The sequence below is a fragment of the Pseudomonas sp. NFACC46-3 genome (assembly GCF_900114515.1).
Taxonomy (GTDB): Bacteria; Pseudomonadota; Gammaproteobacteria; order Pseudomonadales; family Pseudomonadaceae; genus Aquipseudomonas; species Aquipseudomonas fluorescens_Q.
Genome location: NZ_FOTH01000004.1, coordinates 169,579 through 189,733, shown reverse-complemented (window position 1 = coordinate 189,733; position 20,155 = coordinate 169,579). Strand labels below are relative to the sequence as shown.

Here is a 20,155-nt window from a genome sequence, read left to right as displayed (position 1 = left end):
GTGTGAATGTTCGTCCCGATATCGAGGCTCATCCTCTACAGTCTGATCCCCTGCGCTATCCTCATCGCTACAGGGGGCGAGTCGTTCTCGCTCGTTGTATCGGCGTCACGAACTGACGATCACCCGCTTCGCTCACCGCTGCATTATCCGGATGACCTCCAGCCCCATGGACACTCGAAGTTCCGCGCCGCTGGCCAGCTACATCGATCTTCTGCTGGACGCCGTGTGTGCCGTCGACGGCCAAGGGCGTTTCGTGTTCGTCAGTGCTGCCTGCGAACAGATCTTTGGCTACACGCCGCAGGAACTGATCGGCCAGCTAATGATCGACCTGGTGCATCCCGCCGACCGCCAGCGGACCCTTGAGGCGGCGCGGGAGATCATGGACGGCGAGCCCAAGCTCAATTTCGAGAACCGCTACGTGCGCAAGGACGGGCGGGTGGTGCACATCCTGTGGTCGGCGCGCTGGTCGCCGGCGGACCAGCTGCGCATTGCCGTGGCCCGAGACATCACCGAGCGCAAGCAGGCCGAGTCCCGACAGGCGGCGTTGTATGCGATTTCCGAGGCGGCCCATGCCGCGGCAGACCTGCTGGCGCTGTTCAAGCGCATCCACCTGATTATTGGCGAGTGGCTGCCGGCGCTGAATTTCTCGGTGGCGCTGTATGACGAACAATGTTCGCAGCTGAACTTCCCCTATCACGTCGACGATCGGGAAGGGCAGCCCGAGTTGCCAGGCACGGTCACCGGGCGTTTGTGCGCCGAGGTGATTCGCAGCGGCCAGCCGATCCTGCTGACGCCTGGTTGTAATGACTTGCCGCCGGGGTTCGATGACCTTGTAGCGCGGCCGGATGCGCCGTGTTGGCTGGGCGTGCCGCTGAACTCGCAGAGCGGTACGATTGGCGCGCTGATCGTCAAGAGTGCGCCGCACAACGAGCGCTACACCGAGCAGGACAAGGAACTGCTGCAATACGTCTGCGCACAGATCACCGTCGCCATCGAGCGCAAGCAGTTGCACGCCCGGTTGCAGCACATGGCTCAGTACGATCAATTGACCCAGGTGCCCAACCGCGAATTACTCCGTGAACGGTTCAAGTGTGCATTGGCGACCGCTCGCGCGGCGTCCGGGCGCATGGCCTTGCTGTACATCGACCTGGACCGTTTCAAGCAGATCAACGACACCTATGGCCACGGGGTTGGCGACATGCTGTTACAAGCGGTGGCCAATCGTCTCAAGGGCTGTATCCGCGACACCGACACCGTGGCACGTATTGGTGGGGACGAGTTCGTGGTGCTGCTGCACAGCATCCAGGCCTTGGCGGATGCCCAACGCGTGCAGGAAAAAATCCGCCATGCATTGGCCCAGCCACTGCGCCTGGACGGGCACTGCCTAAGCATCGAACCGAGCATCGGCGTGGCCTGTTTCCCCGACCATGGCACTGAAGATGTTGCCCTGTTCCGCCACGCCGACGAGGCGATGTATGCCGCCAAACGCCAGAATCACAGGGCGTTCGGCATCTGAAAGCACGCCACCGTTCGTCGTGGCACGAGCACCTTTCTCAAACCTTCAACCCGTATCCAATTCGAATATAAGAAGGGGGCTGCGCGCCCTGCATCCACGAATAGGGGGGGCCGGACCATGCCCGCTTCAAGCGGTATTTATCTGGCAAACATTGCTCATGATCGAACGAAGGTGTCCGAAGCGGGTCGCAGAAGTGGGAGAACCACCATCACGAGCGTCGATAGAAACCGTCGAAAGCCGGGTCGCACGTTTCGCTGTATTCATGGCTGGTTCTGATTCAACGGTGGATAAACCGCCAGAACTTTCATCAGAGGAGGGCGCGATCATGAGCCGTATGGCCAGTTTTTTTCGCACCACCAGTGTTGTCGTGTTGATGGGCCTGGGCGCCAACAGTGCCTGGGCCCAATCGCCTGCCGAATTCATCAACGATGCTTCCGCCAAAGGCATGGCCGACATCGAGACAAGTCGCATGGCCCACGGAAAAGCCGAATCCAGGGAGGTCAAGGACTACACCATCATGGTGATCAACGACCGCACCACGGCCAATCAACACTTGGCGAAGATCGCCAAGAAGCTCGACTTGCCTGTCGCTCCCCGGGAGGAGGTGGCTGACAAGGCCAAGGCCCTGATGCCGCAGGTCAAGGAAGGCGAGTCGTTCGAGGCTGCGTATGCCGCCACCCAGGTCAAGGCCACCGAGGAGGCCATCGCGCAGATCCAGCAGCAGGCCCAGACCACCGAAGTGCCGGAGATCAAGGCGTTTGCCGATGAAACCCTGCCTAAATTGCAGACCCATCTTGAAATGGCCAGGGCGCTGCAAGCCAGCCGTTGATCTGCCGCATCTGCTTTTGCATTCAGGACCGGGGCGTCAGCGTCCCGGCTGTTTTTGCCCGCCGAAAAGGAGAACCTCGATGTCCACACGCCGAGAGCCCAACCAATACGCGATGCAGAACCCACTGACCCAATATCCGCGCCCACCCTTTCCCGACCAGCCGCAGTCGCCACCGGGCATTGACCAGGACATGGTGCCCAAGCCCGATCATGGTGAAAACAGTTACCAGGGCTTCGGGCGTCTGGAAGGGCGCAAGGCCCTGGTCACCGGTGGTGACTCAGGCATCGGTCGTGCCGCCGCCATCGCCTATGCCCGCGAGGGCGCGGATGTCGCGATCAACTACTTGCCCAGCGAAGAGCGGGATGCGCGGCAAGTCATCGAGCTGATCGAAGCCGAAGGCCGCAAGGCGATTGCGATTCCCGGCGACCTCAAGGACGAAACCTTTTGCGTGCAATTGGTCAAGAGTGCCCACGAGCAATTGGGCGGCCTGGATATTGTGGTGAACGTTGCCGGCAAGCAGGAAGCGCAAAAAGACATTGCCGACATCACCACTGCGCAATTCGACGACACCATGAAAACCAACATCTATGCGATGTTCTGGATCTGCAAGGCAGCGGTGCCGCTGATGCCGGCGGGGGCGACCATCATCAACACCGCATCGATCCAATCCTACGACCCGTCCGCGACGCTGTTGGATTACGCCACGACCAAAGCGGCCATCGTGGCGTTCACCAAGGCGTTGGCCGGACAAGTCATCAGCAAGGGCATCCGGGTCAATGCCGTGGCACCGGGACCGATTTGGACCGTGCTGCAACCCAGTGGCGGCCAACCGCAGGAGAAGATTCCTTCCTTTGGCGCGCAGGTGCCGATGAAACGTCCAGGCCAACCGGCCGAATGCGCGCCGCTCTATGTATTGCTGGCATCCCAGGAGTCGAGCTACATCACTGGGGAAGTGTTTGGCGTGACGGGCGGTAACCCACTGCCTTGACGCTTGGCCGAACCGCGCGAGTGGGCATGTCACCCACTCGCGCATCTCTCAGCACTGGTTCAGGTCGATCTTGCTTTTCGCTTCCAGGCCTTCAAGGCTTCTGACCTCGTCGTTGCCCATGGCCTGGTAGTGTTTCCTCAGCGCCTCCAGTTGCTTGAGGTCCAGGGATTCGAGTCCGAGCATTGCGTTTTGTGCCTCCTTGGTCGCTCTCAACAGTTCATCGATCTTCAGGTGCAAGATGTCTGTATCGCGGTTCTGCGTGTTCTGAATCAGGAACACCATGAGGAAGGTAATGATCGTGGTTGAGGTGTTGATGATCAACTGCCAGGTGTCGTTGAAACCGAAGAAAGGTCCGCTGGCTGCCCACAGTGCCAACAATACGATGGCCCCCAGGAATGTCTTGGGGCTCCCCGCCCAGAGGGCCAGTTTTTGAGCGATTTTTGCGAACGTCATTGCCGTGTTTCCTTATTGGATGCACCTGTCTGGTGTGACAGCAACGAGGCGGTGAAGATTCTACTTACATTTCAGTCCCCAACATCCGTCGACGTTCATCGTTCGGCACGATGACAGTCGCAACCATTGCCGCTCTCGCAGGTCACTGCTGAAAGCCCTCGGCATTGGAGTACATCATGAATCTCGCCCGCACTTTTTGCCTTGCCTGCTGCTTGTTCACTCTGCAAGGCTGTTTCGACAACTCGGATAACGAGACCAAGGACAACACCGACGGCACCAAGTCTTCGGTGCAGATGCAGGAGTCCGGGGCTGAGAAAAAATAGACGGCCCGCAGCCATCGGAGGGGCGATTGCAAACCCCTGTGGGAGCGAGCTCGCTCCCACAAACGTTCACCGCCCTTGCTGCAATACCTTGAGAGCGGCAGAAGCGAGGAACCCTGACCGGCTCTTCTCTTCAGGATGGTGCAACACATATTCATCAATGCGATTCAGCAGATAACCGGGCAACGTGATGTTGAGTTTCTGCGCCTTGCCCAGGTACTTAGTGACATCGATGTCCACCAGCGCCCAAGTGCAGCCGGCATACTTTGGATTAGCTGCATGCAGGGTGACGGTGTTGGCTGGCGGAATCGCCGAACCGTCCTCGGCCAAAATCTCGAAGTGTCCCTCAATGGCCTCACGCGCCATCGCCATGGCCTCGTCCAGGTCATCGCCTGCGGAAAAACATCCGGGAATATCCGGCACTTCAACACCCCAGGCGTGCTTGTCATCGCCCATGGAAATCGCAATCGGGTAAAGCATATTCATCGTCCTCCGGGAACGCAGGGCAACGGGGCGGCTGAAGCAGCGCCTGTTGCAAAATACTGATGGCCGTTTTCTTGAGCAGGTCCTTCTTCGGATGAGGAACCGTGACCAATCCCGGCTTGGTCGGGTGCTTGAAGTGATGGTGGCTGCCCCGAACCCGCACCAGATACCAACCGTCTGCAATGATTTGGCTTATCAAGAATCGGCTATTTCACAACACCTCCGTGTGGTGTGCTTGGTGGGTACTATACCTACTGAAATTTAATGATCAACACTATAACCACCAGCGACGACACTGGCGGGTGGCTGAGTGGGTTGCTTCGAAGTGTAGAAGCCGCGCCCGGTAAGGACTGCGGGGGAGAGGGAGTGAGTTATTTCGGGATGTGATGAGGGTGGTAGTGACTAAAACGAGGACCTCAAAAACCGGTCACGATGGACCGGTTCTATTTGAGATGTTGGTGGGATTGGTCGATGCCATCACGTGTTAGGCAACGTCCGCCAAAAGGCTCTCGTAAGGGATTCGCAATCCATCGTGAAGGCGTTTAATCATCGCCAGACTCAGTTTGCGTTTGCGGTTCAGCACTTCAGATACACGCCCGCTCGAACCGAGGAACGGTTCCAAGTCGCGCGCGGTCAAGCCTTGCTGATCCATCCGGAATTTGATGGCCTCAATTGGATCGGAAGGCGGCATTGGGTAGTGCTCGTCCTCATATTTTTCGATCAGCAAGGCAAGGATTTCCAGCTCATCGCCTTCAGCCGAACCGACGTCAGCCCCCCAGAGTTGCTCGATGCGCGCAAAGGCTGCATTCAGATCATCTTGGTTGCGAATGGGTTTGATGTTCATCATACGGTCTCCGCATTGATTTGGTCGTACTGGGCATGGGTTCCGACGAACCGGACAAAACCGAGTTGGCGCTGATAGTCGATCGCCAGAATGATTCGGTATTTGTTACCGCCGAATAATGCCACGTGGCGAGGGAGCTTGCTCCCGCTGGGCTGCGTAGCAGCCCCCGGGTTCAGCCCAGTTCGCCTCGCTCCAGGTGTCCGTCCGACCAGCTTATCCACAGGCACTAGGCCTGCTGCACAAACGTCAGCCGCACTGCAAACCCAATCAAAAGACTCCCAAACAACCACTGCTGCACGCGCTGGGCCGAAGGCGAGCGTTGAAGCCAGCGCCCAAGCGCGACACCTACCAGCGCGTAGGCGCTATCGAACAACAAACCCACGCTGACCAACATCACACCCAGGGCCGCAAACTGCCCCAGCACCGGCCCGCCCTGTGGATCGATGAATTGCGGCAACAACACCGAGCAAAACAACAATGCCTTGGGGTTGAGCAGATTGGTCAGCAGACCGCGCCGAATCGCCTGGTACCAACGCCGTTTTCCGGCCTCGACACCGGCTCCTTCAAAACTCGGCAACAACGTGGTCCTCAGGCATTGAAAACCGATCCATAACAAATAGGCCGCCCCGGCCAGGCGCACCGCATCAAAGGTCCAGGGCGCGGTCTTGAACAATGCCGAAAGCCCCAATGCGGCCAGCGCGACATGACATCCCCGGGCAACCCCTAGGCCCACCGCCGTCGCCAGCGCCGCGCCCTTGCCCTGGCGGGCACCGGTTTGCAGCAGCAGGATCATGTCCGGCCCAGGCAGCACATACACCACCATCAAGGCCATCAGGAACAACCAGAGCTCTGCCATGCCACATCCCCCTTCATCGACGATTCGGTCGTGCCAGTCTAGGGCCGAAGGGCAGGGCAGGTGGTTGCGAAGTCAGCTTCTAAAGCTCAGGAAATTGGCATAACCTGCCATGTACTCGTGTTATTCAATCGGGAAATGCCAATTCATGAAACTGGATGCCTTCGACCGCAAAATCCTCGCCGCGCTGCAACGCGATGGTCGTCTGAGCAATGTGCAACTGGCCGAAGAAATTGGCCTGTCCCCGTCACCCTGCCTGCGCCGCGTGCGGATGCTCGAAGACGCCGGTGTGATTCGTGGTTATCAAGCCATTCTGGATCGCGACGAAGTGGGCCTCGGGCTGACGATCTTTGTCGGCGTGAAGGTCGAACGACACAACGACGAACAAGCCGAAGCGTTTCGCCAGGCGGTCACGGCGTTGCCGGAGGTGATCTCGGCGTTCCTGGTCTCAGGCGAATCGGATTTTCTGTTGCAAGTGGTGGTGCCGGATCTGCGGGCCTACGACCGGTTCCTCACCGGGCGGTTGCTGAAGTTGCCGGGGGTGAGTGACATCCGGAGCAATTTTGCGATTCATACGGTGAAGACGCCGGGGGCGTTGCCGTTGGGGCATTTGCCTGGGGGCTGAGCAACACAAGTAGGCAGCCAAGATACAAAAAGCCCCGCTGCGAAAAACCGCCGGGGCTTTTTGGTTTGTCGTTAGGTGGGAGTCTTGCGGCTCCCATTCTCAAACGTACGGTCTATCTATTGTTTCTCGGCTTTTTTTCTAACTTCAACTTCCGATCTAGGCGTAATGACTTTCACAACGTCATCAATTACTGCCTTGCTCATCTCCAACAAAAAATGCGCAGCCCAGGCGTAGCGGTCGGTGCTCTTCTCAAACGCCGCGTCTTCGGCAAGCCGGTGGGCGAGATGCAAAAGATCCGACGCCCGTTCCAATGCCTCTTGGATAGGGACGCCGCCGTTGACTCGGAACAGTGCTCGATCAGCGGAATAGTTGAAGGGGGTGTAGCCGATGGTTTTGAGCTCAGTGTTTTCGTTCATGGTCTGCCTCCGTTGATCGAGAAGCAGTAAATTCGAGGCCTGAGATTTGGCTGGTTTAAAAATGATCTGTTTTGCTGCGAGGTACGCATTGTCTAGCTCCCGTGAAGCGCGGTTGCATGACTCACGGGTTCCCAAGCCCGATCGCTGATTTGCAGCGACGTCTGGAGAGTAGCCATCGAAGGACAAGGGCGACAAGGCGAAAACTCGCCAAAAAGTAAGGTAAGCGCACCCCCTACGCAGTTTTCGGATTTTGCCTACAAATCTTCATGGTAGCCATACGATATTTTAATTGCGCTGATTCTCCAGACCCAGGGATCAGATGCTGTTGATGGACAGACAGGGCCCCGCGACCTCGGAGGAGAAATGACATGTCCACACATCGAAGTCATCAAGCAAGCATTGAGCAATTGCATCGAGAGGTAGAGGCTTTGGCAGAAGAAATGAGGCGCCCGGCCCCGACCACATTCCGCGTTACGTGGTTGCCGTTCAGCATCGGTGCAGCGTTCGCTCTGACCGTGTTTGTCGTCGTCGCTTTTGTCGCTAAGCATGTTTGATGCTCTATCGCTGAGATACCTTTTTTCGGCGATGCCGTGGCGGTAGCCGGCTCAAGGCGTCTTCGGCTTGCAAGAGGGTGCTTTCTCGATAACGTCGAGGATGTGGAAATGGGGGCGTATTATTTTGGACGGAGATGGGGAGCCATCTATCTACGCTCGGAGATCACCTCACACTTCCCCAAATCAGCCATAAAAAAACCGGCCACCAAGAGCCGGTTTTTTAATCCATCGTCAAAAAACATACGGCGCGGGATCAGAATTCGATTGGAGCGGGTGAAGGGAATCGAACCCTCGTTATCAGCTTGGGAAGCTGGAGTAATGCCATTATACGACACCCGCTCAGAGCGGCTGACTTTGTACCAGATGTGGCCGAGGATTTGAAGTTTTTCTTTACGTACGGCGAGGTCACCCGTCTACGCAAGCCTTAAACCAGAGCGGTCGTTCGCGGGCAAGCCCCGTTGCCAGAAGCGTAGGGCGGGGCTTGCTCGCGAGGACTCGGTTTCAGATAGCCAGTGCATGGTAGTCCTGCACGTAGTTGTAGCGTGGTCGACTTTCGTGGTGGGCCGGTTTCAGGAAGTCCAACAGGGCGTTGCGGCTGTCGCGGCAGGCGGCCTTGTGTTCCATGTCCAGGAAGTGCCCGGTGGCTTGCAGTGTGCTGAAGCTGCTGTACTGCACATGATCGGCAAAAAGCCTGGCGTCGTCGGCCGCGGTGTATTCGTCCCATTCGCCGTTCAGGAACAGCACCGGCACGTTGATTTTCTTCGCCGCGTTGACGTAGCACAACTGGTCGCTGTGAAGCACATCGCTGATGTGGAAGTGCATCTGCCCGTATTCATGCTCGGCCAGGCTGCTCACGTGGCGATAGTTGAAACGCTTGAACAGCGGCGGCAAATGTTTGCCGATGGTGCTGTTGACCAAGTGTCCGACACGGTCGCCGTCCAGGCTGCTCAGGTAATCCACGCCGCGCTCCAGGTAGTCACGCATCGGCGCATTGAGTACCGGTGAGAACGAGCTGATCACCGCTTTTTCGATGCGCCGTGGGCGCTGGGCCAGGGCGGTCAGCGTGGCGGCGCCGCCCCAGGAAAACGACAGCACGTGCTCGGCGGCGAAGTGGTCGATCAGTTCCAGGAGGATCTGGCCTTCGACCTCTTTCGTCAGCATGGTCTCATGCCGGTTGTGGGCTTTGGACTTGCCCGCGTAGGGTTGGTCGTACAGCACAACATTGAATTGCGGGTAGAGGTTTTTGGCGGTCTGTGCAAACGACGCGGTGGTGGCCATTGAGCCGTTGACCAGGATGATGGTCTTTTGTGCGGCGTCTGCGCGATAGAACTCCGTGTAAACCCGATACTGACCCTGTATATCCAGCACAGCGATTTCTGGCCTCATGTCATAAGACTCCTGGCAAGCGGGTATGCGCGCAATGAGATTGCACGGGCAATGTGACAGGTAGGCATACGCCTGGAAGATAAGGCCCATGTCGATCCAAAAAAAGGTCGACGGGTGTTGTTATAGGCGGGCAGTTCGCCGGCGGGACAAGGCGGAACCTGAGGGTTCCAGCCGGCAAAAAGTTTCTTGGAAGTATGTTGTGACTCATCGGTCACATTTCGGCCGACGGTTTGATTCAAGCAGGGGGGCGAGCGTTGCGCAAGTACCTATCGGAAAATTGTTCGACACTTCTGCCCAGCGGTAGCAGGTTCAGATGAGATGGACTTCTTCAAGGCTCAAGGCGCGGTACTGGCCCGGCTCGAGACGGGCGTCCAGTGTCAGTGGGCCCATGCGCTCGCGGTGCAGGCGCAGCACCTTGTTGTTGAAGTGGCCAAACATGCGCTTGACTTGGTGATAGCGCCCTTCAACGATGCTCAAGCGCGCCGATCTGGGCCCCAGCAGCGTCAGCTCTGCAGGTTGGGTGGTGAGGTCTTCGAAGGCAAAGTACAGGCCCCGGGCGAAAGTGTCGGCGTATTCGGCCGTGATGATTTGCTCGGTTTCAACGTAGTAGACCTTGGGCAATTTGGTCTGCGGTTGGGTCAGGCGCCGCGACCAGGTGCCGTCATTGGTGATCAGCATCAGCCCGGTGGTGTTGAAATCCAGGCGTCCGGCGATGTGCAGGTCGTCCTTGTCCGGTTCGTCCAACCAGTCGAGCGCCGTGGGGTGTTGCGGGTCGCGGGTTGCACTGACACAGCCGGGCGGCTTGTGCAGCATGAAGTAGCGCGCTGGCCGGCCTGCTTGCAGCACTTCGTCGTCGACTTCTACACGGCTGAATTCGCGGACTTGTGCATGGGGATCGCTGACGGTCTGTCCGTCGATCCGCACCCGGCGTTCCACCAGCAACAGGCGCACTTGTTGGCGATTGAATCGCGGCAGATTACTGAGGAAACGGTCGACGCGCATGGGCAGTTCAGGCAAGGCAACGGAGGGCAGGCATCTTACGCGATCGGCTGAGGCTTGGCGCGCAACTGGGCTTGGACCTGGGCGCAGCGTGGGCACAGGCAGGATTGATCACGCAGCTCGGCTGGCAATGCTTCAAGCACGGCCGGGTCGATGCTCACGCCGTAACACCAGCAGGCGCGGTCGGCGGTTCGTGGGTCGGCCAGGGTGCAGTCATTGGCACCGCCGCAGGCCGGGCAAAGATCGGGTTTATTCATAACTGGAATGAGGCATTTCCACGCAGGTTCGATTGCGCCCGGTCTGCCGGGCGCGTTGCAGCGCATGATCGGTCCGCGACAGCAGGCTGTGCAAGGTGTCTTCGTCCTGCAAGGTGGTGAGGCCGAGACTGACGGTGACCAGCAATTGTTTTCCACTGCAGAAATAGCGCTGCTTTTCGATGTGCTGACGAATTTTCTCTGCGATCTTCAGACCGGTCTGTCCATCGATGTCCTTGAGCAGGACGACAAAGGCTTCAGTGCTCCAGCGACACACGATGTCCGAATGCCGCAGGTTTTGTGTCAGGTCGCGGGCGAACCCGGCCAGCAGTTGATCGGTGGCGACATGACCATGGGTGGTGTCCAACCGCTTGAAATCGTCCAGTTCCATCAGCAGCGCAGTCAAGGGTTTGGGTTCGCGCTGGGCTTCATGGAGGGCTTGCACGGCCAGCAGGTCGAAGCCACGGCGATTCGGCAATTCGGTCAGGCTGTCGAGGGTGGCTTGGGCGTCGATGCGTTGTTGGTAGCTGTTGATCAACCGATAAAGGATTGCCAGGACAGCCAGCGTCACGAGTATGCCGATCAACAGGTTCAGATACAGTGTCTTGAGGATGTTATCGCGTACCGAGGCATGGGCTGCGTAATAGCCCAGCAAGGCAATGATCAGGAATCCGGTACCCAGCAGCGCCACCACGGCCAGGAGCGGCTTGCGCTGGGAATACAACGGCGAACGGAGCGACATGGCGATTCCCTTGGCGCAGACCCAATGAAGTCAGTTTAGTGGCCTTGTGGGAAAAGACAGTCGAATTTGCAGGTTTGCAAAATTGTGGCGAGGGGATTTATCCCCGTTGGGCTGCGCAGCAGCCCCAATACCTGACAGCGCGGTGTATCAGACAGAGTGCATTGGGGCCGCTTCGCGGCCCAGCGGGGATAAATCCCCTCGCCACAGGGCACTGTTTACCCAAGGGTAGTTAGATAAGCCCGCCATCCCCCCAGATGGCTGATGTCCTGCGCGCCCTCCAAACCATAGGCCTCGCAAATGAATCCGCTTTCCCAGCGCCCATCGGCCAGTTGCACCTTGCCCAGCCCCAACGGTGCGGGGATGCCGGTCAGGAACGAACCCAGTTCGCTGCTCGGCAGCTCCCAGACTTCCACCTCGATCGCCACGCCGCCCTCGCTGACCCGAAGCATGCCGGGGCGCAGGGGTGGGCCGCCGGCCAAGGCATGGAGACGGTAGTCCGGCGAGCTTTGGGTGGCCTCGATCAGCCGCGCGCCGCGTTGCTTGAGCTGCCAGTTCAACGCCAACCCGTCCAGGTGTGCGCCGCACACGACCAGCCGTGCCCGGTCGTGGCGCGCCGGGTGGGCGGGAACAGGCAAGGTCTTGTCCTGTTGACGCTGCAAGGCATCGGCCACGCTCAAGAGGTATTGATCGGTGAACGCTCGACCGAACAGCGTCACGCCCCAAGGCAAGCCGTTGGCCATGAATGCGCTGGGCACGGCGACGGCGGCGTAGTCCAGCAGGTTCATGAAATTGGTGTAGTACCCCAGCTCCGAGTTGCGCAGCACCGGTTCGGCGGCCAGTTCGGCGAGGGGCACCGGTCGGCCGATGGTCGGTGTGAGTACGCAATCAAGCGCCTCCATGGCCCGGTCGCATTGGGCTTTGAGCGTTTGCAAACGGTAGCGGGCACGGAAGGTTTGTACACCATCCACCGTAGGCGCTTTCGCCAATACGGCACGGATGACGGGCAGTACGGCGTCGGGCTCGCGCTCCATCAATGGGCCGGCAACGCTGTAGCGTTCGGCCACCCACGGGCCTTCATAAAGCAGCCGTGCGGCTTCCAGGAACGGCGACAGGTCCAGTTCCACGGCTTCGCCGCCCAGGCGTTCGAGTCGCTCGATGGCATCCAGAAACAGTTGCGGACCTTCAGGACAGCCGAAAAACTCCAAGTCTTGCTGGCGCGGCACACCGAAGCGAAAGCGCCGGGGCGCGCCGAACGCGGTGCCATCGTTCCACTGCGGGTTGTGGCGGCTGTAGTCGTCACGAGGGTCTGGACGGGCCGTCAGCGCCAACAGCTGGCTGGCTTCCTTGGCCGTCGCCGTGAAGGTCGTGACGCAGTCCAGCGTGCGACAGGCCGGGACCACGCCCGCCGTGGAGATCAGCCCCAGGGTGGCTTTCAATCCCACCAGGTTGTTCAACGCTGCGGGCACCCGACCGGAGCCGGCGGTGTCGGTGCCCAAGGCAAAGCTCGCCACGCCCAGGGCCACGGCCAGCGATGAGCCGGCGCTCGAACCGCCTGCCGGGTAGTCGGGCAGCACGCTGTTGCGGCAGGCGCCGTAGGGCGAGCGAGTGCCATTGAGCCCGGTGGCGAATTGGTCGAGGTTGGTCTTGCCCAGGGGGATCGCGCCCAGTGCCAGCAACTGTTCGACGATGGTGGCCGAACGTGGCGGTACGTAGGCAAACGAAGGGCAGGCGGCAGTGGTGGGAATGCCAGCCAGGTCGATGTTGTCCTTGATGGCAAAAGGTACGCCGTACAGCGGCAGGCTCTCGAGGTCGCGGCCTTCCAACGCGGTCAGGTAGGGTTCCAGTTCCTCGGCCGTCAGCAGGTGGATGAACAGGTGATAGTCCGGGTTCAGCGCCGCGGCTTTTTCCCGCAGCTCCAACAGCAATTTACGCGGCGTCAGTTCGCCGCTGCGGTAGGCATTGCGCAGGTCGTCCAAGCGAAGCGAAAGGTTCATGGGGTTAATCCTTTGATTGAGTTCAGTCACGTTCCAGCACCACGACACGCTGTCCGGCGCGCACCGCCGAACCGGGCTGCACGCGCACCTCGCGTACCATGCCGGCCACGGGTGCCAGCACCGGGATTTCCATCTTCATCGACTCCAGGATGACCAGCACATCGCCAGCGGCGACCCGAGCGCCAACCTCCACCTGGACCTGCCAGAGGTTACCGGCGATGTGGCTGTCGACACTCAGTTGACCGTCAGTCAGCGGCGAATCCTCGCTCGGTGCGATGGCCGGTTCTTCGCTGTCGAAGTGCGCCTGGCCACTGGCGATCCAACGCTCGCGCTCGGCGTCGAAGGCGCCTTGTTGCTGGTGACGGAACGCAGCGATGCTGTCAGCCTCCTGCGCCAGGAAACGCTGGTATTCAGCGAGATTGAGCTGGCTATGCTCGATCTTCAGGTCGAAGCGGCCCAGGGGGAAGTCCCGGCGGATGCGCAACAGTTCATCGGCACTGACCGGGTAGAAGCGGATCTGGTCGAAAAACCGCAGCAGCCACGGCTTGCCGTCGAAGGCGGCGACGTCCCGATAACGGTTCCACATCTGCAACGTGCGCCCGACGAACTGATAGCCGCCCGGGCCTTCCATGCCGTACACGCACATATAGGCGCCGCCGATGCCTACCGAGTTTTCCGCGGTCCAGGTGCGGGCCGGGTTGTATTTGGTGGTCACCAGGCGATGGCGTGGGTCGAGCGGTGTGGCGACCGGTGCGCCAAGGTAGACGTCCCCCAGGCCCATGACCAGGTAGCTGGCATCGAACACCGTGCGTTGCACCTCATCGAGGTTGGGCAGGTCGTTGATGCGCCGGATGAACTCCAGGTTGCTCGGGCACCAGGGCGCGTCCTTGCGCACCGTGGTCATGTATTTTTCGATGGCGAGTTGGCAAGCCGGATCGTCCCAGGACAATGGCAGATGGACGATGCGCGACGGCACTTGCAGGTCTTGCGCGGCGCACACGGCGTCCCATTCCCCGGCGACGATGGACAGTAGATCGGCCAGGGGTAATTGCTCGGGTTGGTAGTGCACTTGCAGCGAGCGAATGCCCGGCGTCAGGTCGATCACGCCGGGCAGGTGTTTGTGTTCCAACGCTTGCATCAAGGCGTGGGCGCGAAAGCGCAGCACCAGGTCCAGTTCGGGGGCGCCGATTTCCAGCAGCAGGTGGGTGTCGCCAGATAGCCTTGCCACCAGGCGGGTATCGTCCTGGCCGATATCCAATACCACAGGCGACCCCCATTTCTGTGTGCACCCAAAACCTGTGGCGAGCGAGCTTGCTCGCGCTGGGTCGCGAAGCGGCCCCAACTCTTTATCGGTAGGATCATTGTCTGGCGAGTGCTGCGCACTCGAGCGGGAGCAAGCTCCCTCGCCACAAGGGATGTGTGTCGCCAATGAGCGGGCGGTCGATATGTCCACCGGCACAAACCGCACCTTGTCCCCTGCCTTGAGTTGCCCCAACTGCCAGAGGTCCGCTTCGATCACCGTCACCGGGCAGACGAAACCGCCCAGGCTCGGGCCGTCGGGGCCGAGGATGACGGGCATGTCGCCGGTGAAGTCCACGGCGCCGATGGCGTAGGGGTTGTCATGGATATTGGAAGGGTGCAGCCCGGCCTCGCCGCCGTCGGCGCGGACCCACTCGGGTTTCGGCCCGATCAGGCGCACGCCGGTGCGGCTGGAGTTGAAGTGCACTTCCCAGGCCGTGTCGAAGAAGGACTGGATGTAGCGCTCGGTGAAATATTCGGGCGCGCCGTGGGGGCCGTAGATCACGCGGATCTGGCGCACGCTCGGCAGTTCCAGGATCGGTGCGCTGGTTGGCGGCAGTGTCGTGTGCTCATCCAGCGGTGTCAGGTGCAACACGTCGCCGGTACACAACGCTCGTCCGCCGTGGCCGCCAAACTGGCCGAGGGTGAAGGTGCTTTTACTGCCCAGGTAATCCGGCACTTGCACGCCGCCTTGCAGGCACAGGTAACTGCGTGCCCCGGCGCCAGAGATGTTGCCGATCGCGAGGGTGGCGCCGGCAGCAATCGACAACGGTGTATTCATCGGCACCGCTTCACCGTCGAGCGTGAGGGCAATCACCGCACCGGTCACCGTCACTCGGGCGGCGCAGTTAAAACGCAGCAGCGGCCCGTTCATGGTGATTTCCAATGCCGCCGCACCTTCTTCGTTGCCCAAGAGGCGATTGCCCAGGCGCAACGAACGGCTGTCCATCGGCCCTGACGGCGGTACACCCACGGCCCAATAACCGAGGCGGCCGGGATAGTCCTGGACGCTGGTCTGGGTGCCGGGGCTGAGCACCTCAACGGTGTGGGCACGATAGACCAGCGCTTCCAGGCAGCGGGTCCAGGGCTGGCCGCTGGCAAACGGTGTGTCGAGGAGAATTTGTTGCAGGTATTGGCGGTTGGTCTCGACGCCGTACAGCAGGCTTTCGTCCAGCGCTTGATGCAAGCCCAGGCGTGCCTGCTCGCGGGTCGGCGCCCAGCGAATGACCTTGGCGATCATCGGGTCGAAGTAGGGCGGGATCTGGCAACCGGCCTCGACCCAGGTGTCGATGCGCAGTGCTTTGCCGTCGGCCTGGGGAAATTTCACGGCGGTCAGCAGCCCTGGGCTTGGCTGGAAATCCCGGCCTGGGTCCTCGGCATACAGGCGCGCCTGGATCGCGTGGCCCTCGGCTTTCAAACCTTGGCCCAGCTCGTTCAGTGGCGGTAAATCACCGGCCGCCAATTGCACCATCCAGCGCACCAGGTCCACGCCCCAGACCTGCTCGGTGACGCCATGCTCCACTTGCAGGCGGGTGTTCACTTCCAGGAAATAGAAGCGCCCTGCGTCGCTGTCGAACACGAACTCCACAGTGCCGGCGCTGCGGTAGTTCACGGCTTGGGCCAGTTGGATCGCCGCTGCGCAGAGTTCGTCGGCCATGCCCTCGGGCAGGTTCGGTGCCGGGGTTTCCTCGAGGACTTTCTGGTTGCGCCGTTGCACCGAGCAGTCGCGCACCCCCAGGGCGATCACCTGCCCCTGGCCATCGCCGAACACCTGCACTTCCAGATGCCGTGCGCGTTCGATGTACTTCTCGATGAACACTCCGGCATCGCTGAAGTTGTTCTGGCCCAGGCGCTTCACAGCTTCGAAGGATTCGCTCAGCTCAGCGGCGCTGCGACACACGCGCATGCCGATGCCGCCGCCGCCGGCGGTACTTTTGAGCATCACCGGATAACCGATCTGAGTGCCGGCCAGTAGCGCGGCGTCGAGGCTGTCGAGCAGTTCGGTGCCTTCGAGCAGCGGCACGCCGTGTTGCCGAGCCAGGTCGCGGGCGGTGTGCTTGAGGCCGAACACGCGTAGTTGCTCTGGTGTCGGACCAATGAAGGCGATCCCGGCCGCTTCGCAGGCTTCGGCGAAGGCTGCGTTTTCCGAGAGAAAGCCGTAGCCGGGATGAATCGCCGTCGCGCCACTGTTTTTGGTGATCGCGAGGAGCTTGTCCACCGCCAGATACGTATTGGCCGCCGCGCCTTCGCCCAGGCTGTGGGCTTCGTCGGCCTGCAAAATATGCAGGCTGGCGGCATCGGCTTGGGAATACACCGCGACACCTTGGACCTTCAGTTCGCCCAGGGTCCGCAGGATGCGGCAGGCGATGGCGCCACGGTTGGCAATCAGGATTTTTTCGAACATGGCATTACCCCTCAGGCATACAGGTCTGCCTGAATTGGGATGCGGGCCGTCCCGCAGTTTTCGATGGCCGCCGGGGTCGTCCCTGGCGGCGAAACTTCCAAACACCTCATCCCCTGCGGGGTTCATGAAGTTATTTGATGCACTGCCCCGACCGGCTCTGGCACAACGCGAACAGCCAGCGGCGCAGGCGGGTGAGTTTCAGTTCCATATCAAAAGCTCCGCAGGCGTGGGGTTGTAGGCGTTGCACGGGTTGTTCAGTTGCGGGCAGTTGGAGATCAACACGATCACGTCCATCTCGGCCCGCAGGTCGACGTATTTGCCTGGCGCCGAGATCCCGTCTTCGAAGGTCAGGCCGCCATCGGCGGTGACCGGCACGTTCATGAAAAAGTTGATGTTCGGCCCGATATCGCCCTTGCCCAGGCGACCGTCGTGGGCACAGGCCCGCAGGTAGTTGTCACGGCAGCTGTGCATGTAGCGTTTTTCCAGGGCGTAGCGCACGGTGTTGCTTTCCTGGGCGCAGGCGCCGCCGAGGGTGTCGTGGCGCCCGCAGGTGTCTTCGACGATGGTCAGCATCGGGTGGCCGAGGTTGGAATACAGCACGCTGCCGGTGCTCAGGTAAACGCTGTTTTGTCGACGCAGGGTGCGCTGCACGTCGTAGCGTTCCTTGGGGTTGGCCAGGCTGTAGAACAGCGTGTCGACCGCTTGGTTGCCTTCCAGGTCGAGGATGCGCAAGGTCTGGCCCTTCTTGACCTCCACCAGCCAGGGTTCCCCGGCGGGAATCGTGGCACGGTAGACGGCGGTATCGGGTTGCTTGTGTGCGGTGGCGATGGCGAGTGACATGGCAGCGATCCTCAGGCGAACAGGCGGTCGGTGTTGATAAAGCCGCGCTGGTTTTCCGGACGCGAAAGGCGGCAGTGCTCGGCGACGCTGGCATCGGCATTCATCCAGCTGAGCTTGAGCGGTTGCGGGGCGTATTGCGGGTTCGGGTCCATCGGGTGTTGCAGCGCGGTCAGCACCACCAGGGTGTCCATCGGCGCGTACAACTCGATGTAGTCGCCGGTCAGGGAATTGCCCTCGACGAAGTGAAAGTTTCCGGCCTCATCGACATCGACCCGGCTGAACAGGTTGAGGGTCATCAGCAGGTCGGACAGGCCCAGTCCCCATTTGCCCAGTTCCACCAACAGGTTGTCGGTGCCGTTGCGAAAGAAGCCGTTGCGCAGTTCCTGGTAGCGGCCCTGACCGTATTTTTGCGCGACTTCCTCGGCGCAGAGCACGCCGCCCAGGCTGTCGCTCCAGCCGCAGGTGTCGGCGGTGATGGCGGCCAGCACCCGGCCCATGTCCGAGTAAAGGCAGTGGCCGGCGGTGAGCTTGGCGGTGTGTTGGCATTTGAGGCTGTCGGGCAGGTTCAGGCGTTCGGTTTTCTCGTTGGCATTGAGTAGCGTGAGGCTCACGTTGGCCCCGCCACGCAGGTCGGTCAGGCGCAGCAGTTGGCCGCGCTTGAGCACGAAGGAGCGGTGGCCGCCACCGGGCAGCAATTCTTCGGCGAAGGGCGTAAACAAGTGGGTCGAGTCGGTCATGAAAAAACTCCGTTCAAGCAATACGCAACGTGCCGGCCAGTTCGGCGGGCAGGGCGTCGACGGCGGCACGGGCGGTGCGGCGGTCGCTGTTCAATGGGATGTCGTAGGTGATGCGTGCGCCATAGGCGCCGGGGGCGTGGGGATCGACGCGGACCTTGTCGAACACCAACAGGCGTGTGCCGAGGCTGAAACCTTCGGACAGGTCGTGGGTGACCATGAACACCGTCAGCCGGGTTTCGCGCCACAGCTCCAGCAGCAGGGCATGCATGTCTTTGCGAATGCCCGGGTCGAGGGCGCCGAAGGGCTCGTCCAGCAGCAGGACCCGCGGCTTCATGATCAGTGCCTGGGCGATCGCCAGCCGCTGCTGCATACCCCCGGACAGTTGCGCCGGGTATTTATCCAGCGCATGGCCGAGGCCGACTTTGTCCAGTAGTTGCGCAGCTTCTTCGCGGGCCTGGCGCTTGGCGCTGCCGAACAGCCGCCCCAAAAGTGCTGAGCGCGGCAACTCCAGGCCCAGGGCCACGTTGTCCAGCACGGTCAGGTGCGGGAACACCGAATAGCGTTGGAACACCACGCCCCGGCTGGCATCCGGCTCGCCGGCCAAGGGCTCGCCGTCCAGGAGAATCTGCCCGCGGCTGGCGCGCTCCTGGCCCAGCAGCAACCGCAGGAAGGTCGACTTGCCGCAACCCGAGGCACCCACCAGGGTGCAGAACTCACCTTCGGCGACCCTCAGGTTCAAACGCTCCAGTACCACCTGATCGGCATACTGTTGCCAGACGTTGTTCACCGTAATAAAGCTCATGCCTTCGCCCCCTCATACCAGGGGAACGCTTGCCGGGTCAGGCGCTTGAGGCCCCAGTCCATCAGCCAGGCGAGCAGGGTGATCCACACCACGTACGGCAAGATCACGTCCATCGCCAGGTAACGCCGCACCAGGAAAATCCGATAGCCCAGCCCATCGGTGGAGGCGATGGCTTCGGCGGCGATCAGAAACAGCCAGGCCGAACCTAGCATCAGCCGCAGGGAAATCAGCAAGCGCGGCAGCAATTGCGGCAGCACCACCCGCAGCATCAGCGTCCAGGTCGAAGCGCCGAGGGTCTGGGCCTTGATCAGCAGTTCGGGCGGAATTTCCCGGGCGCGCTGTTCCAGGTCGCGAGCCAGGCACGGTGTGATGCCAATCACGATCAGCATGACTTTCGACAATTCCCCCAGGCCAAAGACGATGAACAGGATTGGCAGGATGGCCAGCGGCGGCACCATCGACACCACGGTGAGCAGCGGCGATAACGGCGCGCCCAACAGCGGCAACGTGCCGGCGGCGATGCCCAGGCACAGTCCGGCCAGGGCACTGATGCCCAGGCCGATGGCCAACCGACGCAGGCTCGACGCGGTGTCCTGCCAGAGCAGGTATTCGCCGCTGCGGGCGTCAGCGGTGAAGGCCAGGCGCTTGACCGCATCGGCCATTTGCACGGCGCTGGGTAGCAGTTTGTCGTTGGGGTTGTCCGTCAACCGTTCGGCCGAGCCCATGAAGTAGGCGAGCAACACCAGCGCGAAGGGCAGGATCACCAGCAACAAGCGGCTGGGACGATCCGGGTAGCGGTTGATCAGGCGCATGCCAG

General features: G+C 60.9%; 20 protein-coding genes, 1 tRNA gene and 3 pseudogenes. 6 read left to right on the top strand and 18 right to left on the bottom strand.

The window, feature by feature from the left end; all coding sequences use genetic code 11:
• Positions 1-166 precede the first annotated feature (166 nt).
• The 3 genes from BM300_RS07745 (at position 167) to BM300_RS07735 (ending at position 3,333) form a co-directional block, all read left to right on the top strand.
• Positions 167-1,516, top strand: a complete 1,350-nt coding sequence (locus BM300_RS07745) for a sensor domain-containing protein (RefSeq protein ID WP_092148689.1) — start codon at positions 167-169, stop codon at positions 1,514-1,516.
• Positions 1,517-1,841: 325 nt separating this feature from the next.
• Positions 1,842-2,345 carry a DUF4142 domain-containing protein gene (locus BM300_RS07740; protein ID WP_063322561.1) on the top strand — a complete coding sequence of 168 codons (504 nt, stop codon included), beginning with the start codon at positions 1,842-1,844 and terminating at the stop codon, positions 2,343-2,345.
• 79 nt (positions 2,346-2,424) lie between these two features.
• Entirely contained in the window at positions 2,425-3,333 is a 909-nt protein-coding gene (locus BM300_RS07735; protein WP_092224918.1) for an SDR family oxidoreductase, read from the top strand.
• Between the two features lie 48 nt (positions 3,334-3,381).
• Here BM300_RS07735 and BM300_RS07730 read toward each other — a convergent pair whose 3' ends face one another.
• Positions 3,382-3,786 (bottom strand): low affinity iron permease family protein, encoded by a 405-nt coding sequence (locus tag BM300_RS07730; RefSeq protein ID WP_092148683.1) that lies wholly within the window; start codon positions 3,784-3,786, stop codon positions 3,382-3,384.
• A 176-nt stretch (positions 3,787-3,962) separates the two neighbouring features.
• Between BM300_RS07730 and BM300_RS31025 the strand changes: the two genes are divergently transcribed.
• Complete coding sequence (locus tag BM300_RS31025; RefSeq protein ID WP_170862029.1) at positions 3,963-4,109, top strand: hypothetical protein; 147 nt, start codon at positions 3,963-3,965, stop codon at positions 4,107-4,109.
• Positions 4,110-4,175: 66 nt separating this feature from the next.
• Here the strand turns inward: BM300_RS31025 and BM300_RS07725 are convergent, their stop codons facing one another.
• The 5 genes and pseudogenes from BM300_RS07725 to BM300_RS07705 all read right to left on the bottom strand — a co-directional run bounded on the left by BM300_RS07725 (position 4,176) and on the right by BM300_RS07705 (position 6,289).
• Positions 4,176-4,586, bottom strand: coding sequence for a type II toxin-antitoxin system HicB family antitoxin (locus tag BM300_RS07725; RefSeq protein ID WP_092148680.1), 411 nt, complete (start codon positions 4,584-4,586; stop codon positions 4,176-4,178).
• Between the two features lie 40 nt (positions 4,587-4,626).
• Positions 4,627-4,788: pseudogene (locus tag BM300_RS07720) on the bottom strand (type II toxin-antitoxin system HicA family toxin); the annotation flags it as partial.
• A gap of 285 nt (positions 4,789-5,073) precedes the next feature.
• On the bottom strand, positions 5,074-5,433 hold the full coding sequence (locus BM300_RS07715; protein WP_063325151.1) for a helix-turn-helix domain-containing protein: 360 nt from the start codon (positions 5,431-5,433) through the stop codon (positions 5,074-5,076).
• Positions 5,433-5,558, bottom strand: a pseudogene (locus BM300_RS07710) (type II toxin-antitoxin system HigB family toxin); the annotation flags it as partial. The pseudogene BM300_RS07710 and the gene BM300_RS07715, both read right to left, overlap by 1 nt.
• A gap of 101 nt (positions 5,559-5,659) precedes the next feature.
• Positions 5,660-6,289 carry a LysE family translocator gene (locus BM300_RS07705; protein WP_092347039.1) on the bottom strand — a complete coding sequence of 210 codons (630 nt, stop codon included), beginning with the start codon at positions 6,287-6,289 and terminating at the stop codon, positions 5,660-5,662.
• Positions 6,290-6,434: 145 nt separating this feature from the next.
• Here BM300_RS07705 and BM300_RS07700 point away from each other — a divergent pair, with 145 nt between their 5' ends.
• Complete coding sequence (locus tag BM300_RS07700; protein WP_092148668.1) at positions 6,435-6,911, top strand: Lrp/AsnC family transcriptional regulator; 477 nt, start codon at positions 6,435-6,437, stop codon at positions 6,909-6,911.
• Positions 6,912-7,027: 116 nt separating this feature from the next.
• Here BM300_RS07700 and BM300_RS07695 read toward each other — a convergent pair whose 3' ends face one another.
• Positions 7,028-7,327 carry a DUF3077 domain-containing protein gene (locus tag BM300_RS07695; protein ID WP_092148664.1) on the bottom strand — a complete coding sequence of 100 codons (300 nt, stop codon included), beginning with the start codon at positions 7,325-7,327 and terminating at the stop codon, positions 7,028-7,030.
• Positions 7,328-7,695: 368 nt separating this feature from the next.
• Here BM300_RS07695 and BM300_RS07690 point away from each other — a divergent pair, with 368 nt between their 5' ends.
• Positions 7,696-7,881, top strand: coding sequence for a hypothetical protein (locus BM300_RS07690; protein ID WP_033046215.1), 186 nt, complete (start codon positions 7,696-7,698; stop codon positions 7,879-7,881).
• Between the two features lie 265 nt (positions 7,882-8,146).
• Here BM300_RS07690 and BM300_RS07685 read toward each other — a convergent pair.
• The 11 genes and pseudogenes from BM300_RS07685 to BM300_RS07635 all read right to left on the bottom strand — a co-directional run bounded on the left by BM300_RS07685 (position 8,147) and on the right by BM300_RS07635 (position 20,150).
• A tRNA-Gly gene (locus BM300_RS07685) sits at positions 8,147-8,220 on the bottom strand.
• A 162-nt stretch (positions 8,221-8,382) separates the two neighbouring features.
• On the bottom strand, positions 8,383-9,267 hold the full coding sequence (locus tag BM300_RS07680) for an alpha/beta fold hydrolase (RefSeq protein ID WP_063322554.1): 885 nt from the start codon (positions 9,265-9,267) through the stop codon (positions 8,383-8,385).
• A 309-nt stretch (positions 9,268-9,576) separates the two neighbouring features.
• The gene (locus BM300_RS07675) at positions 9,577-10,269 is read right to left on the bottom strand and encodes a pseudouridine synthase (RefSeq protein WP_092462454.1); all 693 of its coding nucleotides are present in this window, start codon (positions 10,267-10,269) and stop codon (positions 9,577-9,579) included.
• Positions 10,270-10,304: 35 nt separating this feature from the next.
• Positions 10,305-10,523: a cysteine-rich CWC family protein gene (locus BM300_RS07670; RefSeq protein ID WP_072347095.1), complete on the bottom strand. Its 219-nt coding sequence runs from the start codon at positions 10,521-10,523 to the stop codon at positions 10,305-10,307.
• Positions 10,516-11,133: pseudogene (locus tag BM300_RS07665) on the bottom strand (GGDEF domain-containing protein); the annotation flags it as partial. The gene BM300_RS07670 and the pseudogene BM300_RS07665, both read right to left, overlap by 8 nt.
• A 344-nt stretch (positions 11,134-11,477) precedes the next feature.
• The gene (gene atzF / locus BM300_RS07660; protein ID WP_092462452.1) at positions 11,478-13,256 is read right to left on the bottom strand and encodes an allophanate hydrolase; all 1,779 of its coding nucleotides are present in this window, start codon (positions 13,254-13,256) and stop codon (positions 11,478-11,480) included.
• Positions 13,257-13,278: 22 nt separating this feature from the next.
• A complete protein-coding gene (gene uca / locus BM300_RS07655) occupies positions 13,279-16,959 on the bottom strand; it encodes an urea carboxylase (RefSeq protein ID WP_092462451.1) in 3,681 nt (1,226 codons plus the stop codon).
• Positions 16,960-17,157: 198 nt separating this feature from the next.
• Complete coding sequence (locus BM300_RS07650) at positions 17,158-17,799, bottom strand: urea amidolyase associated protein UAAP2 (protein ID WP_092224906.1); 642 nt, start codon at positions 17,797-17,799, stop codon at positions 17,158-17,160.
• Between the two features lie 11 nt (positions 17,800-17,810).
• On the bottom strand, positions 17,811-18,536 hold the full coding sequence (locus BM300_RS07645; RefSeq protein WP_063322547.1) for an urea amidolyase associated protein UAAP1: 726 nt from the start codon (positions 18,534-18,536) through the stop codon (positions 17,811-17,813).
• 13 nt (positions 18,537-18,549) lie between these two features.
• Positions 18,550-19,338: an ABC transporter ATP-binding protein gene (locus BM300_RS07640; RefSeq protein ID WP_092224904.1), complete on the bottom strand. Its 789-nt coding sequence runs from the start codon at positions 19,336-19,338 to the stop codon at positions 18,550-18,552.
• Positions 19,335-20,150, bottom strand: a complete 816-nt coding sequence (locus BM300_RS07635) for an ABC transporter permease (protein WP_092224902.1) — start codon at positions 20,148-20,150, stop codon at positions 19,335-19,337. The genes BM300_RS07640 and BM300_RS07635 overlap by 4 nt, the downstream gene beginning before the upstream one ends.
• Between the last annotated feature and the right edge of the window lie 5 nt (positions 20,151-20,155).

Excerpts from the sequence above, each read along its gene's own strand:
- BM300_RS07670 (WP_072347095.1), bottom strand. The coding sequence starts at position 10,523 with ATGAATAAACCCGATCTTTGCCCGGCCTGCGGCGGTGCCAATGACTGC.
- BM300_RS07725 (WP_092148680.1), bottom strand. The coding sequence starts at position 4,586 with ATGCTTTACCCGATTGCGATTTCCATGGGCGATGACAAGCACGCCTGG.
- BM300_RS07715 (WP_063325151.1), bottom strand. The coding sequence starts at position 5,433 with ATGAACATCAAACCCATTCGCAACCAAGATGATCTGAATGCAGCCTTT.
- atzF (WP_092462452.1), bottom strand. The coding sequence starts at position 13,256 with ATGAACCTTTCGCTTCGCTTGGACGACCTGCGCAATGCCTACCGCAGC.
- BM300_RS07695 (WP_092148664.1), bottom strand. The coding sequence starts at position 7,327 with ATGAACGAAAACACTGAGCTCAAAACCATCGGCTACACCCCCTTCAAC.
- BM300_RS07675 (WP_092462454.1), bottom strand. The coding sequence starts at position 10,269 with ATGCGCGTCGACCGTTTCCTCAGTAATCTGCCGCGATTCAATCGCCAA.
- BM300_RS07650 (WP_092224906.1), bottom strand. The coding sequence starts at position 17,799 with ATGTCACTCGCCATCGCCACCGCACACAAGCAACCCGATACCGCCGTC.
- BM300_RS07690 (WP_033046215.1), top strand. The coding sequence starts at position 7,696 with ATGTCCACACATCGAAGTCATCAAGCAAGCATTGAGCAATTGCATCGA.
- BM300_RS07680 (WP_063322554.1), bottom strand. The coding sequence starts at position 9,267 with ATGAGGCCAGAAATCGCTGTGCTGGATATACAGGGTCAGTATCGGGTT.
- BM300_RS31025 (WP_170862029.1), top strand. The coding sequence starts at position 3,963 with ATGAATCTCGCCCGCACTTTTTGCCTTGCCTGCTGCTTGTTCACTCTG.
- BM300_RS07745 (WP_092148689.1), top strand. The coding sequence starts at position 167 with ATGGACACTCGAAGTTCCGCGCCGCTGGCCAGCTACATCGATCTTCTG.
- BM300_RS07735 (WP_092224918.1), top strand. The coding sequence starts at position 2,425 with ATGTCCACACGCCGAGAGCCCAACCAATACGCGATGCAGAACCCACTG.
- uca (WP_092462451.1), bottom strand. The coding sequence starts at position 16,959 with ATGTTCGAAAAAATCCTGATTGCCAACCGTGGCGCCATCGCCTGCCGC.
- BM300_RS07635 (WP_092224902.1), bottom strand. The coding sequence starts at position 20,150 with ATGCGCCTGATCAACCGCTACCCGGATCGTCCCAGCCGCTTGTTGCTG.
- BM300_RS07640 (WP_092224904.1), bottom strand. The coding sequence starts at position 19,338 with ATGAGCTTTATTACGGTGAACAACGTCTGGCAACAGTATGCCGATCAG.
- BM300_RS07700 (WP_092148668.1), top strand. The coding sequence starts at position 6,435 with ATGAAACTGGATGCCTTCGACCGCAAAATCCTCGCCGCGCTGCAACGC.
- BM300_RS07645 (WP_063322547.1), bottom strand. The coding sequence starts at position 18,536 with ATGACCGACTCGACCCACTTGTTTACGCCCTTCGCCGAAGAATTGCTG.
- BM300_RS07730 (WP_092148683.1), bottom strand. The coding sequence starts at position 3,786 with ATGACGTTCGCAAAAATCGCTCAAAAACTGGCCCTCTGGGCGGGGAGC.
- BM300_RS07705 (WP_092347039.1), bottom strand. The coding sequence starts at position 6,289 with ATGGCAGAGCTCTGGTTGTTCCTGATGGCCTTGATGGTGGTGTATGTG.
- BM300_RS07740 (WP_063322561.1), top strand. The coding sequence starts at position 1,842 with ATGAGCCGTATGGCCAGTTTTTTTCGCACCACCAGTGTTGTCGTGTTG.